This is a genomic window from Streptomyces sp. CG 926 (genome assembly GCF_003148825.1).
Taxonomy (GTDB): Bacteria; Actinomycetota; Actinomycetes; order Streptomycetales; family Streptomycetaceae; genus Streptomyces.
Map to the genome: position 1 here is coordinate 614,659 of NZ_QGGZ01000002.1, position 15,954 is coordinate 630,612.

Annotated in this window: 12 protein-coding genes, 3 tRNA genes and 1 pseudogene; 8 read left to right on the forward strand and 8 right to left on the reverse strand. The window is 72.3% G+C overall.

Annotated features, from left to right (window positions below):
* Positions 1 to 346 precede the first annotated feature (346 nt).
* The 3 genes from BCL76_RS07945 to BCL76_RS07955 form a co-directional block, all read right to left on the reverse strand.
* Positions 347 to 423, reverse strand: a tRNA-Ile gene (locus BCL76_RS07945).
* A gap of 191 nt (positions 424 to 614) precedes the next feature.
* Positions 615 to 687 (reverse strand) — tRNA-Asn (locus tag BCL76_RS07950).
* 5 nt (positions 688 to 692) lie between these two features.
* Positions 693 to 765: transfer RNA gene (locus BCL76_RS07955), tRNA-Asn, on the reverse strand.
* Between the two features lie 145 nt (positions 766 to 910).
* On the opposite strand from BCL76_RS07955, the gene BCL76_RS07960 reads away from it, so the two are divergent.
* From BCL76_RS07960 to BCL76_RS07980, 5 genes are all read left to right on the forward strand, one after another.
* On the forward strand, positions 911 to 1,216 hold the full coding sequence (locus BCL76_RS07960; protein ID WP_109778783.1) for a hypothetical protein: 306 nt from the start codon (positions 911 to 913) through the stop codon (positions 1,214 to 1,216).
* A 93-nt stretch (positions 1,217 to 1,309) separates the two neighbouring features.
* Positions 1,310 to 2,758, forward strand: coding sequence for an FGGY family carbohydrate kinase (locus tag BCL76_RS07965; protein ID WP_109778784.1), 1,449 nt, complete (start codon positions 1,310 to 1,312; stop codon positions 2,756 to 2,758).
* A gap of 170 nt (positions 2,759 to 2,928) precedes the next feature.
* Positions 2,929 to 4,662 carry an ABC transporter ATP-binding protein gene (locus BCL76_RS07970; RefSeq protein ID WP_109778785.1) on the forward strand — a complete coding sequence of 578 codons (1,734 nt, stop codon included), beginning with the start codon at positions 2,929 to 2,931 and terminating at the stop codon, positions 4,660 to 4,662.
* Entirely contained in the window at positions 4,659 to 6,581 is a 1,923-nt protein-coding gene (locus BCL76_RS07975) for an ABC transporter ATP-binding protein (protein WP_109778786.1), read from the forward strand. The genes BCL76_RS07970 and BCL76_RS07975 overlap by 4 nt, the downstream gene beginning before the upstream one ends.
* A gap of 98 nt (positions 6,582 to 6,679) precedes the next feature.
* The gene (locus BCL76_RS07980; protein WP_109778787.1) at positions 6,680 to 7,195 is read left to right on the forward strand and encodes a GNAT family N-acetyltransferase; all 516 of its coding nucleotides are present in this window, start codon (positions 6,680 to 6,682) and stop codon (positions 7,193 to 7,195) included.
* A 63-nt stretch (positions 7,196 to 7,258) separates the two neighbouring features.
* Here the strand turns inward: BCL76_RS07980 and BCL76_RS07985 are convergent, their stop codons facing one another.
* Complete coding sequence (locus BCL76_RS07985) at positions 7,259 to 8,425, reverse strand: RNA polymerase sigma factor (RefSeq protein WP_375137891.1); 1,167 nt, start codon at positions 8,423 to 8,425, stop codon at positions 7,259 to 7,261.
* Between the two features lie 158 nt (positions 8,426 to 8,583).
* Between BCL76_RS07985 and BCL76_RS07990 the strand changes: the two genes are divergently transcribed.
* On the forward strand, positions 8,584 to 9,072 hold the full coding sequence (locus BCL76_RS07990) for a hypothetical protein (protein ID WP_258309426.1): 489 nt from the start codon (positions 8,584 to 8,586) through the stop codon (positions 9,070 to 9,072).
* A gap of 232 nt (positions 9,073 to 9,304) precedes the next feature.
* Here BCL76_RS07990 and BCL76_RS07995 read toward each other — a convergent pair whose 3' ends face one another.
* The 4 genes from BCL76_RS07995 to BCL76_RS08010 all read right to left on the reverse strand — a co-directional run bounded on the left by BCL76_RS07995 (position 9,305) and on the right by BCL76_RS08010 (position 13,521).
* The gene (locus BCL76_RS07995) at positions 9,305 to 11,425 is read right to left on the reverse strand and encodes a molybdopterin oxidoreductase family protein (protein ID WP_109778788.1); all 2,121 of its coding nucleotides are present in this window, start codon (positions 11,423 to 11,425) and stop codon (positions 9,305 to 9,307) included.
* Between the two features lie 60 nt (positions 11,426 to 11,485).
* Positions 11,486 to 11,878 carry a hypothetical protein gene (locus BCL76_RS38845; protein ID WP_181382465.1) on the reverse strand — a complete coding sequence of 131 codons (393 nt, stop codon included), beginning with the start codon at positions 11,876 to 11,878 and terminating at the stop codon, positions 11,486 to 11,488.
* Positions 11,879 to 11,966: 88 nt separating this feature from the next.
* Complete coding sequence (locus BCL76_RS08005) at positions 11,967 to 12,776, reverse strand: glucose 1-dehydrogenase (protein ID WP_109778789.1); 810 nt, start codon at positions 12,774 to 12,776, stop codon at positions 11,967 to 11,969.
* Between the two features lie 28 nt (positions 12,777 to 12,804).
* Positions 12,805 to 13,521, reverse strand: coding sequence for a SanA/YdcF family protein (locus BCL76_RS08010; protein ID WP_109778910.1), 717 nt, complete (start codon positions 13,519 to 13,521; stop codon positions 12,805 to 12,807).
* Between the two features lie 204 nt (positions 13,522 to 13,725).
* Here BCL76_RS08010 and BCL76_RS08015 point away from each other — a divergent pair.
* Together BCL76_RS08015 and BCL76_RS08020 are read left to right on the forward strand one after the other, a co-directional pair.
* A pseudogene (locus BCL76_RS08015) lies at positions 13,726 to 14,579 on the forward strand (sirohydrochlorin chelatase).
* A 36-nt stretch (positions 14,580 to 14,615) separates the two neighbouring features.
* Positions 14,616 to 15,941, forward strand: coding sequence for a deoxyguanosinetriphosphate triphosphohydrolase (locus tag BCL76_RS08020; protein WP_109778791.1), 1,326 nt, complete (start codon positions 14,616 to 14,618; stop codon positions 15,939 to 15,941).
* Positions 15,942 to 15,954 lie beyond the last annotated feature (13 nt).

Genomic DNA, 15,954 nt, shown 5'->3' on the forward strand with positions numbered 1-15,954 from the left:
CTCGTCAACGCCTGCTCGACCGCATGCGGCGCCGCGCTGCCGCCCGGCGCCGCCCAGCACGCTCCCCGGTCGCACACGGGCGGATGGGAGGCGGCCCAGCCGTCGGCCGACCGGACCTGACGATCCGCACGCGCGCAGCCCCGCGGGGCGAGAGCCCGATCGAGGGGCGCCCCGCCGTGACGATCACCACGGACCTGTACGGGCACCCGCCGGATGGAGTCGGGCGCGACGCCGCCGAGGAGGCGGCGTCCCTCGTGCCGCGTCGGCGGCTCGGTTCGCCTGATGGCGCGACAGCCCCCGGAAACGCCGAAGCCGCAGGTGCGATCGTTTCTGCACCTGCGGCATGTGGTGGGGCGGGTGGGACTCGAACCCACGGCCGACGGATTATGAGTCCGCTGCTCTAACCGGCTGAGCTACCGCCCCTTCACGGCGTGGCGCGTACACGTGTGCGCGCCGTCTGCCGCAGCATAGCCGCTCATACGATCTCCTGCCTCGGATGCCTCGCATGATCGGCTTCGCCTGTTCAGAGAGACCGCGCTGAGGGCTGTCCGGTTCCCGGACGGGGCCACAAAGAAAAGAAGAGGACCCCTCGGGGGCCCTCTTCTTCTTCCTTGCTCCCCCGGCTGGACTCGAACCAGCAACCCTCCGGTTAACAGCCGAATGCTCTGCCAATTGAGCTACAGGGGACCGCGCTCCCCCGACTGGACTCGAACCAGTAACCTGCCGGTTAACAGCCGGCTGCTCTGCCAATTGAGCTACAGGGGATTGCTGCGGTGCATCGAACAGCCCACCTCCGGCGTTGCCGGGGGGCGAGTGCCCGCTGCGAGTCATAGATTAGCGCAAGCAGGGGGGTGCTCCGCCAATCGGTATCGACAGCGGGCCGCGCACCACACGACGAAGGGTGACAGGCATGCGGTACAAGGTCACGTTCGTGGTCGGACTGGCCCTCGGGTACGTGCTCGGAACCCGGGCCGGACGCGAGCGCTACGAGCAGCTGCGGAAGTCCGCCCGCCAGATCGCGCAGAACCCGGCGGTGCGCAACGCCGCCGAGACCGCGGGGCAGACCGGGCGCGAGTACGCCGGGAAGGCCTTCACCGCGGTGAGCCACAAGGTCGGTGACGCCGTCCCGGACTCGCTCGCCGGGCGGGTACGGAGCCTGCGCGGCCGGGCCGGCGGCGGCGCCGGCGAGGACGACTGGGGCACGAGCAACACCTGACCGGTCAGGAACCCCTGGGGCCCACGGGATCTGTGAGGTTCCGGGGGCTCCGGACCGGTAGCGTCCGGGCCCGCGTGCGGCAGAATTCACCGCATGGGGATAGTCGCCGGGCTGGACAGCTCTTCCGCGTTCACACGCATCGTCGTCTGTGACACCGAGACCGGCGCCGTGCTGCGCCAGGGGTACGCGCCCCATCCACAACCCACGGGTGAACCGGACTCCTCGAATCCGCACGAGACCGACCCGCAGGCCTGGCTGCTCTCGCTCGGCGAGGCCGCCGGCGGCGGCCTCCTCGAAGGCGTCCAGGCCATAGGGGTCTCCGCCCAGCAGCACGGGCTGCTGCCGCTGGACCCGCAGGGCGCCCTGGTGCGTCCCGCCCTCGTCGGCAACGACAAGCGCGGCCAGGGTGCCGCCGCCGACCTCATCGACGCCTTCGGCGGCCGGCACCGCTGGGTCGAGGCGGTCGGCTCGGTCCCGCACTCCGCGCAGCCGGTCACGAAGCTGGCCTGGCTGGCCCGCAACGAACCCGAGGCCGCCCGCCGGGTCGCCGTGCTGATGTCCCCGCACGACTGGCTCGTCTGGCAGCTGCTGGGCCGCCCCGCCCGGCGGACCACCGACCGCGGCGGCGCCTCCGGCACCGGTTACTGGTCGGCGGCCACCGGAACCTGGCGCCCCGATCTGGTCGAGCTGGCGCTGGGCCACCGGGCGCTGCTGCCCGAGGTGCTCGGCCCGGCCGATGCCGCCGGGACCACGCCCGAGGGTCTCCTGATCTCGGCCGGCACCGGCGAGACGATGGCCGCCGCGCTCGGGCTCGGGCTCGGCCCCGGCGACGCGGTGGTCTCGCTGGGTGCCTCCGGTTCGGTGATGGCGGTGCACCACGAGGCGGTGTCGGAGCCGAGCGGGCTGGTCACCTCGCTGGCCGACGCCGGCGGCATGCATCTGCCCGTGGTGAACACCTCCAACGCCGTACGGGCCCTGCGCGGCACCGCCGAGCTGCTCGGCACCGACCTGGAGGGGCTGTCCGAGCTCGCCCTGAAGTCGACGCCGGGCGCGCACGGCCTCGTACTCCTGCCGTACCTGGAGGGTGAGCGGACCCCGAACCTGCCGCACGCCGCCGGCACCCTGTCCGGGCTGCGCCGGGACTCGATGAAGCCGGAGCACCTGGCCCGGGCCGCCTTCGAGGGCATGCTGTGCGGGCTGGTGGACGCGCTGGACGTGCTGCGCTCGCGCGGGGTCGAGATCCGTCGGGTGTTCCTGCTGGGCGCGGCGGCCGAGCTGCCCGCCGTGCAGGCCGCGGCTCCCGGGCTGTTCGGCACGCAGGTCGTCGTACCGGCGCCGGCGGACTACGCGGCGCTGGGCGCGGCGCGCCAGGCCGCCTGGGCGCTCGGTGTGGCGCAGGGCACACTGGCCCCGCACACCCCGCCGGTCTGGCCGGCCCCGTCGGCCCAGGTCTTCGAGCCGGGCGAGGAGTTCCCGGCGTGGCAGGGAGTCCGCCAGCAGTACATCGCCACCCGCGAGCAGATCCACCCCGGGGCGTTCTAGACACTCCCTACGACCTGGACCGGACACTCCCCGCCCCCGGACACCGCCTACGTCGCGAGTCGGGGCGGGCTGGTCCTTTTGACCGGCCTTTGCGAAATCCGGTGGGGATCACAGGGCCGGTTGGCCCAAGATGGGTTGAACCCCTCGATCGTGCCGACCGGAGCCTGCGCGTGCTCATACGACTTCTGCGGACCCATCTGGGTACGTACCGGAAACCCATCGCGGTGCTGGTCCTGCTGCAACTGCTGCAGACCAGCGCCAGCCTCTACCTGCCCACCCTCAACGCCGACATCATCGACAACGGTGTCGTCAACGGCGACACCGGCTACATCCTGCGCTTCGGCGCGCTGATGCTCGGCGTCTCCCTCGTCCAGCTCGTCTGCAACGTCGGCGCCGTCTACTACGGCGCCCGCACGGCCGCGGCCTTCGGCCGGGACCTGCGCGCCGCGATCTTCGACCGCGTGCAGAGCTTCTCGGCGCGGGAGCTGGGCCAGTTCGGCGCCCCGTCGCTGATCACCCGTACGACGAACGACGTCCAGCAGGTCCAGATGCTGGTCCTGATGACCTTCACCCTGATGGTCTCGGCCCCGATCATGTGCGTCGGCGGTATCGCCATGGCGCTCTCGCTCGACGTGAAGCTGTCGGGCGTACTGCTCGCCGTGGTCCCGGTGCTCGGGATCGCCGTCGGCGCGATCGTCTTCAGGACGCGACCGCTGTTCCGGCAGATGCAGGTGCGCCTGGACACCGTGAACCGGGTCCTGCGCGAGCAGATCACCGGCAATCGCGTGATCCGCGCCTTCGTCCGCGACGACTACGAGAAGGACCGCTTCCGGGAGGCCAACGCCGACCTGACCGGCGTCTCGCTGGCCGCCGGCAAACTCCTGGCGTACATGTTCCCCACGGTCATCGTGGTCGTGAACATCTCCAGCGTCGCCGTCATCTGGTTCGGCGCGATGCGCGTGGACAGCGGCGGCATGGAGATCGGCCAGCTGACGGCCTTCCTCGCCTACCTGATGCAGATCGTCATGGCCGTGATGATGGCCACCTTCATGTTCATGATGGTGCCGCGCGCCGAGGTCTGCGGCGAGCGCATCCAGGAGGTCCTCGACACCGAGTCCAGCGTGGTCCCGCCCAAGGACCCGGTGCGCGAACTCGCCCGCCGCGGCCACCTGGAGCTGCGCGGAGCCGACTTCGGCTACCCGGGCGCCGAGGCCCCGGTGCTGCGCGGGGTGGACCTGGTGGCCCGCCCCGGTGAGACCACGGCGGTGATCGGCTCCACCGGAAGCGGCAAGTCCACGCTGCTGGGCCTGGTCCCGCGGCTCTTCGACGCGACCGGCGGCGAGGTCCTCGTCGACGGGGAGGACGTCCGCGCACTCGACCCGGACCTGCTGGCCAGGACGGTCGGCATGGTGCCGCAGAAGCCCTACCTGTTCTCCGGAACCATCGCCTCCAACTTGCGCTACGGGCGCCCGGGCGCGAGCGACGAGGAGCTCTGGCAGGCGCTGGAGGTGGCCCAGGCCAGGGAGTTCGTCTCCGCGTTGGAGGGTGGCCTGGACGCCCCTGTCAGCCAGGGCGGAACCAATGTCTCCGGCGGCCAGCGCCAGCGTCTGGCCATCGCCCGCGCGCTCGTGCAGCGCCCGGAGATCTACCTCTTCGACGACTCCTTCTCGGCCCTGGACTACGCGACGGACGCGGCGCTGCGCGCGGCGCTCGCCCGCGAGACCGAGGACGCGACCGTGGTCATCGTCGCCCAGCGGGTCTCCACGATCCGGGACGCCGACCGGATCATCGTCCTCGACGAAGGCCAGGTCGTGGGTGAGGGACGCCATCACGAGCTGATGGCCGACAACGAGACCTACCGGGAGATCGTGCTCTCCCAGCTGACGGAGGCGGAGGCCGCATGAGCGGGCCCGGAGGACGGATGATGATGGGGCCGGCCCAGCGGTCCATGGACTTCAAGGGCTCGGGCAAGCGACTGCTGCGGCAGCTCGCGTACGACCGGGCCAAGATCTGGGGCATGGTCGCGGCCGTCGTCGGCAGTGTCGGCTGCGCGGTGGTCGGCCCGAAGATCCTCGGTGAGGCCACCGACCTCGTGTTCGCGGGGATCGTCGGCCGCGAGATGCCGGCCGGGACCACCAAGCAGCAGGCGCTGGACGGCCTGCGCGCCCGGGGTCAGGACGGCATGGCGGACATGCTCGCCGGGAGCGACTTCACCCCGGGGCAGGGCATCGACTTCGGCGCCGTCGGGGTCGTCGCGATCTGGGCGCTGGTGGTCTTCACCCTGGCCGGCCTGCTGATGCTGGTCGCGACGAGGCTGTCGAACCACGTCATGAACGGCACGGTCTACCGGATGCGCGAGGAGCTGCAGGCGAAGCTGTCGCGGCTGCCGCTGTCGTACTTCGACCAGCAGAAGCGCGGCGAGGTGCTCAGCCGGGCCACGAACGACATCGACAACATCGGCCAGACGATCCAGCAGACGATGGGCCAGCTGCTGAACTCGCTGCTGACCATCGTCGGCGTGCTCGTGATGATGTTCTGGATCTCGCCGCTGCTGGCGCTGGTCGCGTTGGTGACCGTACCGCTGTCGATCTTCGTCGCCGCGAAGATCGGCAAGAAGTCGCAGCCGCAGTTCGTGGCGCAGTGGAAGGCGACCGGCGCGCTCAACGCCCACATCGAGGAGATGTACTCGGGCCACAGCCTGGTCAAGGTCTTCGGCCGGCAGCGGGAGTCCGCGGCCGTCTTCGCCGAGCAGAACGAGGCGCTGTACCGGGCCTCCTTCAAGGCACAGCTGGTCAGCGGCATCATGCAGCCGGTGATGTTCTTCATCTCGAACATCAACTACGTGCTGATAGCCGTCGTCGGCGGGCTCCGGGTCGCCTCCGGCACCCTGTCGATCGGTGACGTGCAGGCCTTCATCCAGTACTCGCGGCAGTTCTCGATGCCGCTGACGCAGGTCGCCTCGATGGCGAACCTCGTGCAGTCCGGGGTCGCCTCGGCGGAGCGGGTGTACGAGCTGCTGGACGCGCCGGAGCAGGAGCCGGACGCCGTGGTTCCGGAGCGTCCGCAGGAGCGGCGCGGTCAGGTCACCTTCGACAAGGTGGCCTTCCGGTACGAGCCGGACAGGCCGCTGATCGAGAACCTGTCGCTGTCCGTCGAGCCCGGCCACACGGTCGCGATCGTCGGCCCGACGGGCGCCGGCAAGACCACGCTGGTCAATCTGCTGATGCGGTTCTACGAGGTCACGGGCGGGGAGATCGCCCTCGACGGGGTGGACATCGCGAAGATGACCCGCGAGGAACTGCGCGACGGCATCGGCATGGTGCTCCAGGACACCTGGCTGTTCGGCGGCACGATCGCGGAGAACATCGCCTACGGTGCTTCGCGCGCGGTCACGCGCGCCGAGGTCGAGGAGGCCGCGCGGGCCGCCCACGCGGACCGGTTCATCCGCACCCTGCCGGACGGTTACGACACCGTGCTGGACGACGAGGGCGCGGGCGTCAGCGCGGGCGAGAAGCAGCTGATCACCATCGCCCGGGCGTTCCTGTCGGAGCCGGTGATCCTGGTGCTCGACGAGGCGACGAGCTCGGTGGACACCCGTACCGAGGTGTTGATCCAGAAGGCGATGGCACGCCTCGCGCGTGGCCGTACGTCCTTCGTCATCGCGCACCGGCTGTCCACGATCCGCGACGCGGACGTGATCCTGGTGATGGAGAGCGGTTCGATCGTGGAACAGGGCACGCACGAGGAGCTGCTGGCCTCGGGCGGGGCGTACGCCCGGCTGTACGCGGCGCAGTTCGCGCAGGCGGTGGCCGAGGTCGACTAGACGGCCTGGGGCAGCGGTCCTGTACGTCGCACGGCGGAGGGGCATTCGGGTACGGGTCACGTACGCGGGTGCCCCTCCGCCGTCGTTAGCATGACGGGATGGCATCGGACGTGGTGATACGCCCTGCGCGGGCGGCGGATGAACGCGAGATATCGGAGCTGTTCCGCTCGACGTGGTCGCGGGTGAGCGAACCCGGCCCCGAGCGCCCGGCGGACGCGGCCGTCTTCGACGAGCGGCATCCCGTGGAGAGCTACCTCGTCGCGGAACGCGGACAGCAGGTCGTCGGGTACATCGCCCAGGCCCCGGCGAGCCCGCTCGAAACCAATCGGCACGTCCGTCACATCCAGGGGCTGGCCGTCCTCGCGTCCGCCCGCGGCAGCGGAGTCGGACAGGCCCTGGTCGAGGCGGCCTGCGCCGCCGCGCGGGCCGGTGGTGCCCGCCGGATGAACCTGCGCGTGCTCGGCCACAACGAGCCGGCGCGGCAGCTCTACCGGCGGTGCGGCTTCGCGGAGGTCGGCGTCCTGCCGCAGGAGTTCCTGCTGGACGGGGTCTACGTCGACGACGTCTGGATGAGCCGGCCGCTGACCGATTCCCACGAGCCCGCGCACCCGTAGCCGTCGGGCCCCGGACAGCGGAGCGGGGGCGCCTGGCGGGGCGCCCCCTTTTCCGGTGGTCCGTCAGTCCAGATAGCCGCGGAGCTGGTCCGCGAAGGCGTGGTCGCGCAGTTTGTTGAGGGTCTTGGACTCGATCTGGCGGATCCGCTCGCGCGTCACGCCGAAGATCCGCCCGATCTCCTCCAGGGTGCGGGGCCGCCCGTCGGCGAGGCCGTACCGCAGCTGCACGACCTTGCGCTCGCGCTCGCCGAGGGTGGACAGCACCGCTTCCAGGTGCTCGCGCAGCAGGAAGAAGGCGGCCGACTCCACGGGTGAGGCGGCGTCCCCGTCCTCGATGAGGTCGCCGAGCGCGACGTCGTCCTCCTCGCCGACCGGGGCGTGCAAGGAGACCGGTTCCTGGGCGAGGCGGAGCACCTCCAGGACCCGCTCCGGGGTCAACTCCAGGTGGACGGCGACCTCTTCGGCCGTGGGCTCGTACCCGCGCTCCTGGAGCATCCGGCGCTGCACGCGGACGACCCGGTTGATCAGTTCGACGACGTGGACCGGTACGCGGATGGTCCTGGCCTGGTCGGCGAGGGCTCGGGACATCGCCTGCCGGATCCACCAGGTGGCGTAGGTGGAGAACTTGTAGCCGCGGGCGTAGTCGAACTTCTCCACGGCCCGGATCAGCCCGAGGTTGCCCTCCTGCACGAGGTCGAGCATGGTGAGCCCGCGGCCCACGTACCGCTTGGCGACGGAGACGACGAGTCGCAGGTTCGACTCGATGAGTCGGCGTTTGGCCATCCGCCCCATGACGACGAGCTTGTCGAGGTCGAGGGCGAGCTGGGAGTCGAGGTCGGGGGTGTTGCCGAGCTTCTCCTCGGCGAACAGGCCGGCTTCGACGCGGCGCGCCAGGTCCACCTCCTCGGCGGCGGTGAGCAGCGGGATCCTGCCTATCTCGCGGAGGTACTGCCGGAACAGGTCGGCGGACGGGCCCGCTCCGCCTCCGCTGTCGCTGCTGCTGCGCCTGCGCGGCACGGGCACCGGCTCGATCAGCTCCAGTACCTCGGGCTCTTCGTCCACGGCCTTGGCCTCCGAGGACTCGCTCACGTTCACGGTCAGGGTCCGGGTCTGCACGGGGGCGACCTCCAGGGCTCCGAGGACGGGGGCACCGCACCTCAGTGTGGGGTACGACACATCGCGGCCACGAGGGGCGTGCGAGCACTTTCTGAGTCCGGTGCGTGACCGCATGGTTACCCCCCGGCGGGAACGCCGATGCGGATCGGACGCATGTCCGAGATGATCGACTCCATGTCGGAGTACGAGACCCATGTGACGGTGCGCTGCGCGGACGCGGTGGAGCTGGCGCGCCTCGACGCCTGGGCCGGGCCGGGGCACGGGAGTTGAAGGTGACGCACATCCTGCCGGCCCGCGGTCGGATGGTGTCCCAGCCGATGTTGACCCTGCCGGACCGCACGGGCCACGAGCGCCTGGTGCCACGACTGCGGGCGGCCGGCTTCGACCCGGTGCGGGTCAAGGTGGAGACGGTCCCGTGGACCACGGAGTCCCCCGGCCCGGGCGGCGGCTACTTCGAGCACCACCTCAAGCTGCTGCTGCCGGCGGACTTCGACCGCGCGGCCCTGGAGTGCCTGGTCGTCCCGCACGGCGCCCACCTGTCCTGGAACACCCGCCGCGTCCTGTCCGGGGGCGCGCACGAACGGTTCGTGACCCAACGGTGGCGCGGCACGGCGGCGGAGGCGGGTGCGGCCTGCGACGGGCTGGTCGCCGCGCTCCGTGCCGCCGGGTACGAAGTCCGTTCACAGGAGCGGGAGTTCGTGCTGTACGACAGCGACCTGTCGGTGGACGACGGGTGGATCGACGAAGGGGTGCGGGCATGACCGGAACGAGCGCGTAGGACGCGGCCGTGGACGGGGCCGTGCGCCCGGCCTGGCGAGCCGCCCGGCGTAGCGCGCCGGACGTGGTGGCACGGGGCGTCGCCCGCTCGGGCCGGGCCGACTCGGGGACACCTTCCGGGCCGACCACCCGGGGGTCTCCGGATCCGCCGGGTCCCTGGCCGAGCGGCTGCCGGCGGCGCCGGCGCCGACCTTCGACGGCCGGACCGCCTGAGGCTCAGGCGGGCTCGACCCGGACCGCGCAGACCTTGAACTCCGGCATCCGGGACGTGGGGTCCAGGGCCGGGTTGGTCAGGGTGTTGGCGCGGCCCTCGCCCGGCCAGTGGAAGGGCATGAAGACCGTGTCCGCCCGGATGGTGTCGGTGATGCGGGCCGGGGCGACGGCTCGGCCGCGGCGGGAGGTCACGGCGAGCGGGCTGCCGTCGACCACGCCGATCCGGGCGGCGAGCCGTGGGTGGAGTTCCACGAAGGGGCCGGGGGCGGCCGCGTTGAGCTCGTCCACCCGGCGGGTCTGGGCGCCGGACTGATACTGGGCGACCACCCGGCCGGTGGTCAGCAGCAGCGGGTAGTCCGCGTCGGGGACCTCGGCGGCGTCGCGGTGGGAGACGGCGACGAAGCGGGCCCGGCCGTCGTCGGTGGCGAAGCGGTCCAGGAAGAGGCGCTCGGTGCCCGGGGATCCCCCGGATCGCTCGGATTCCCCGGAGGCCTCCGATCCTTCGGGGCTCTCGGGGCAGGGCCAGAAGACGCCCTGTTCGGCTTCGATCCGGGCGTAGGTGATGCCCGAGTAGTCCGCGGGGCCGCCGGCCGAGGCGCGGCGCAGTTCCTCGAAGACCTCCTCCGGCTCGGTGGGGAAGCCCTTCTCGACGCCGAGGCGGGCGGCTAGTCCGTGCAGGACGTCCAGGTCGCTGCGGACTCCCGGCGGCGGGGTCAGCGCCCGGCGGCGGAGCAGGACGCGGCCCTCCAGGTTGGTGGTGGTGCCGGTCTCCTCCGCCCACTGGGTGACGGGGAGGACCACGTCCGCGAGGGCCGCGGTCTCGGAGAGGACGACGTCGGCCACCGCGAGGAAGTCCAGGGAGCGGATGCGGTCCTCTACGTGTCCGGCGCGGGGGGCGGACACCACCGGGTTCGAGCCCATCAGGAGGAGGGCCTTCACGTCCGTGCCGAGGGCGTCGAGGAGTTCGTAGGCGCTGCGGCCGGGGCCGGGGAGGCTGTCGGGGTCGACGCCCCAGACGCCGGCGACGTGGGCGCGGGCCGCCGGGTCGGTGAGCTTGCGGTAGCCGGGGAGCTGGTCGGCCTTCTGGCCGTGCTCGCGACCGCCCTGACCGTTGCCCTGCCCCGTGAGGCAGCCGTAGCCGGACAGCGGGCGGCCGGCCCGGCCGGTGGCCAGGCACAGGTTGATCCAGGCGCCGACGGTGTCGGTGCCCTTGGACTGCTGCTCGGGGCCCCGGGCGGTGAGGACCATGGCGGATTCCGGGGCGCAGAACATGGCCACGGCCTCACGGAGCCTGGGCACCGGTATCCCGGTGATGCGTTCGACCAGCTCCGGCCAGTGGGCCATGGCGGCGGCCCTGGCCTCCTCCCAGCCGGTGGTGCGGGCGGCGATGAACTCCTCGTCGGTCCGGCCTTCCGCGACGATCAGGTGCAGCAGGCCGAGCGCGAGGGCGAGGTCGGTGCCGGGGCGCGGGGCGAGGTGCAGGTCGGCCTGTTCGGCGGTGCGGGTGCGGCGCGGGTCGATGACGATCAGCGTGCCGCCGTTCGCCTTGAGCTCGGTGAGGTAGCGCAGCGCGGGCGGCATGGTCTCGGCCAGGTTCGAGCCGACGAGGATCACGCAGCCGGTGCGCGGGATGTCCGCCAGCGGGAAGGGCAGCCCGCGGTCGAGGCCGAAGGCCCGCTGATGGGCGGCGGCGGCCGAGGACATGCAGAAGCGGCCGTTGTAGTCGATCTGCGAGGTGCGCAGGGCGACCCGGGCGAACTTGCCGAGCGCGTAGGCCTTCTCGTTGGTGAGCCCGCCGCCGCCGAAGACCCCGACGGCGTCCGGGCCGTGGGTGCGGCCGGTGCGGGCGAGGCCCTCGGCGACGGCGTCGAGGGCCTCCTCCCAGGTGGCCGGCTCCAGCTGCCCGGCGTGGGTGCGGACGAGCGGCCGGGTCAGGCGCACCCGGGAGGAGAGCACGGCGGGGGCGGTGCGTCCCTTGCCGCACAGCGCGCCCCGGTTGACGGGGAAGTCGGCCCGCTCCTCCACCGCCACGGGGGCGCCGCCCGGTTCGGGGCGGAGCCTCATGCCGCACTGCAGGGCGCAGTACGGGCAGTGCGTGTCGGTGGCGGAGTCGGAGGTGCGCATACCCCCAGCGTGCGCCGCCGGTGTTACACGGGCCGCCGCCCCGCGTTACGGCCCGGGGTGCTACGCCTCAGCGCCGGTCGGCGGCGTCGGTGAGGCGGCGGCCCGGGCCGCCGCGAGGGCTGCGGTGAGGGCGGGCCGCAGCTCGGGCCGATCGAGGACCTCCACGAACATGATCCGTCCGTGGACGACGTCGAGGATCAGGTACCCGCGGTCCACGACGAGGCACACGTTGCGGTGGCCCGGACCGTAGGGCCCGTGCGGGCGGGGTTCGGTGTAGAAGCTCTGGCAGAAGTCGTCGCCGCAGCCGCAGTCCGCAACGATGCGGAGGTCATGGGCGCAGATGGCGAGTTCACGCTCGCCCTCCTCCTCCAGCAGCCGTACGAGTTCGGCCGTCAGGACGGGAAGGACGTCGCGTACGAGGGGTGCGGTGCCGTTTCGGGTGTCCTGTTCCACAGGGTGGGACCGTAGCCCGTCGTCCCGCCCGCGGCACCTGAATTGACGGCGGTCGCGGTGGGGCGTCGGAGGGGGGCGGCGGGGAAGATCACTGTCCCGTCAGGTACTTCACCGTCAGGCCCGCGGTCCAGCCGCCGTCGACGGCGAGTTCGGCGCCCGTCATGTAGCCGGCGGCGTCGGAGAGCAGGAAGGCGACGGCCGCGGCGATCTCCTCGGGGACGCCGACGCGGCCGAGCGGGGCGCCGGGGTAGTTGCCCTCGCCCGCCTGGATGCCGATCGGGGCGGTCATCGGGGTCAGCGTCATGCCGGGGTGGACGGAGTTGACGCGGATCCCGGCCTCGGCGAGCTCCACCGCGCCGATCTTCGACAGGCCGCGCACGCCCCACTTGGAGGCCCCGTACCCGGCGGTGAGCGCAAGACCGGTCAGACCGGCGGCGGAGGAGATGTTGACGATGGACCCGCCGCCGTTCGCGCGCAGCAGCGGGATCGCTGTCTTGATGCCGATGAACACGCCGACCAGGTTGATCTCGACGACCCGGCGGAAGTGTTCGACGCTCTCGTGCTCCAGGAACTGGCCGGCGGATATGCCCGCGTTGTTCACCAGGCCGTCGATGCGGCCGAACTCGGCGACCGCGTACTCCAGGGCGGTCTGCCAGTCGGCCTCGCTCGTCACGTCGTGCCGGACGAAACGCGCGGCGCCGCCGAGCTTCGCGGCCGTCTCGGCACCCTCCGCCTCCAGCACGTCGGTGATCAGCACCCGGCCACCGCCGTCCACGACGGCCTGCGCGGCCGCGGCGCCGAGACCGCGGGCTCCACCGGTGATGACGACGACCTTGCCGCTCAGATCCACAACAGCCACGGTTCCACACCCCTGACGCTCGTACGGACTGACCGGCATATGACTAATCGGCATAACCGGCGTCGCGTCAGTCTGCCAGAGCGGCCAGGGCCCGCGACACCCCCTCCTCCTTCGGTCCCAGGAAGTGCGGGGCCGGCTTGAAGGCCGCGTCGAGCGCCGCCTTGCCCGCCGCGAAGACCTCGCGGGTCTCGCCGTAGTACCAGGTGGCGTCGTGCACGTCGGCCACCCCGACCCCGTACGAGTCCAGGCCGGCCGCCTGGCACAGGGCGACGGCCCGGCGGATGTGGAAGCCCTGGGTGACCAGCACGGCCCGCTCCACGCCGAAGATCTCCTTGGCCCGCACGCAGGAGTCCCAGGTGTCGAAGCCCGCGTAGTCGCTGACGATCTTCGGGTCCGGCACCCCGTGCGCGGTGAGGTACTTCCGCATCGCGTCGGGTTCGTCGTACTCGGTGCGGCTGTTGTCCCCGGTGACCAGCACGACCTTGACCTTGCCGGTGCGGTACAGCTCGGCGGCGGCGTCGAGCCGGTCGGCGAGGTACGGGGTCGGCCGACTCCCCAACAGGCCCGCGCCGAACACCACGGCCACCTCGGCGGCGGGCGCGTCGGCCGTGGTCCGCAGCCGGTCGGCGGCCACCGCGTGCATCCACGCCGAGGGCAGCAGCGCCAGGACGCAGCCCGCCATGACGGTCTGCACGGCCACCCGCCGGGTCCGTACGGCGCGCAGCGCCACCACGACCCGGCTCCACTCGACTCGCGGCAGGCGCGGCAGGCGCGGTCGGCGCATCATCCATCCCCAGGTGTCTCGACTGCTCATCCGCTGGTCAGGACGCGTACCAGGGCCGTGCGGTTCACCGGCGCCGACCTTCGGCGGGTACGCCGGCGGCCGCGCCCGCCCCGAACAGCCCTACCGAACGCCCTGTGAGCACATGGCAAAGACCCGTCATCCGGGCGCAACGCACCGGCAACCTCCGGCGCGGAGGATCGATCCATGACGGAGCCGGTGCACCCTCCCGAGTTTCCCGCTCTTCCCTTCGAAAGCACGGCCGAGCTGCTCGGCCGCATCACCCGCCAGCTGGGCACCCAGCTCAGCGGCCTGCGCCGACCCGGAGTCCGCCCATGCAGCCCACCCTTGTCGCCGTGGCCCACGGCAGCCGTGACCCGCGCGCCCTGCACACCGCACGCGCCCTCCTCGAACGCGTCCGCGAACTCCGCCCCCGGCTCGACGTCCGGCTCGGTCACATCGAGCTGAACGCGCCGCTGCTCGACGACACCCTGGGCGAGCTGTCCGGCTCGGCCGTGCTCGTCCCGCTGCTGTTCGGTCGCGGGTACCACGTCAAGCGTGATCTCCCCGCTGCCGCCGCCCGGGCCGGCCACCTGTTCACCCGGGTCGCCGCCCCGCTGGGCCCGCACCCGCTGCTCGTCGAGGCCCTGTACGAGCGGCTGCTGGAGGCCGGCTGGACCCCGGCCCCCGGTTCGGCCGTCGTACTGGCCGCCGCCGGTTCACGCGACCGGGACTCCGCGGCCGACACCCGCCGCACCGCCGCCCAGCTCTCCGAACGCCTCGGCGGCGTCCCTGTGACCGCCGCCTACGCCTGTGCCGCCACGCCGAGCGCCCCCGAGGCGATCCGGGCCCTCGCCGCCCGCGGTCACCACCGGATCGCCGTGGCCTCGTACTTCGCCGCTCCCGGCCGGTTCGCCACCCAGACCGCCGCGGCGGCGCCCGGCCTCGCCGCCGCCCCGCTGGGCGACCACCCGGCCCTGGCCCGGCTCGTGCTGCACCGCTACGACGAGGCCCGCGCCCGGCCCGTCGACCTGGCGCGGCCGGAACTCCTCTCCGCCTGATCCCGGTTTGTCAGTTGTTCCGGTTACCGTCTTTGCATGGAAGGCACCACGCACGCCCTCACCGACGACCAGCGCGACCTCTACGACGCGGCCGACACCGAACGCTGGGCCGCCGAGCCCGACAAACGACCCGGCCGGACCGCCTTCCAGCGCGACCGCGCCCGTGTACTGCACTCGGCCGCGCTGCGCCGCCTCGCGGGGAAGACCCAGGTCGTCACCCCCGGCACCCGTTCCTACGACTGGGACGCCAGTCCCCGGACCCGCCTCACCCACTCCCTGGAGTGCGCCCAGGTCGGGCGGGAGCTCGGCGCCGCGCTCGGCTGCGACCCCGACCTCGTCGAAGCCGCCTGCCTCTCCCACGACATGGGCCACCCGCCCTTCGGCCACAACGGCGAGGAGGCGCTCAACGAGTTCGCCAAGGACTGCGGCGGCTTCGAGGGCAACGCCCAGTCGCTGCGCCTGCTGACCCGCCTGGAGCCCAAGCGGTTCGTGCCCGACCCGACGAGCGGGGAGCTCGTCAGCGTCGGTCTCAACCTCACCCGGGCCTGCCTGGACGCCGCCACCAAGTACCCGTGGGCCCGCGGGGACCACCCCACGGACCCCGACTCGGTGAAGTTCGGCGCGTACGAGGACGACCTGCCGGTCTTCGACTGGCTGCGGCGCGGCGCCCCCGCGGACCGCAAGTGCTTCGAGGCCCAGGTCATGGACTGGGCGGACGACGTCGCGTACTCCGTCCACGACTTCGAGGACGGCCTGCACGCCGGCCACCTCGACCCCAACATGCTCTTCGCCGAGCCCGAGCGCGCGGCGATCTGGCAGGTGGCCATCGGCCGGTACGTCCCCGCCGACACCGCGCCCGAGGAACTGCGGACCGCCCTCGACCGTCTGATGGAGCAGGAGTGGTGGCCGCACGGGTACGACGGTTCGGCCCTCGCCCAGTCCCGGCTGAAGGACGCCACGAGCCAGCTCATCGGCCGGTTCTGCCTGGCCGCCGAGGGGGCCACCCGTGAGGCGTACGGTTCCGGCCGTCTCACCCGGTACGGCGCGGAGCTGGTGGTCCCGCGCGAGGCGCGCAACGAGTGCGCGGTGCTCAAGGCGGTCGCCGACCTGTACGTGATGCAGCGCGACGAGCAGGAACGGATCCGCGCCGACCAACGCATCGTCCTGGCCGAACTCGCGGAGGCGCTGAGCGCCCGCGCGCCCGAGGGGCTGGACCCGCAGTTCCGGGCCATTTTCGACGCGGCCCCCGACGACAAGGCCAGGAAGCGGGCGGTCATCGACCAGATCGCGTGCCTCACCGACGCATCCGCCCGTTCCCTTCACGCACGCCTCACCCGGCGCGGCCGACGCGCCGAAAGGTGAGCTGATCGAGCCA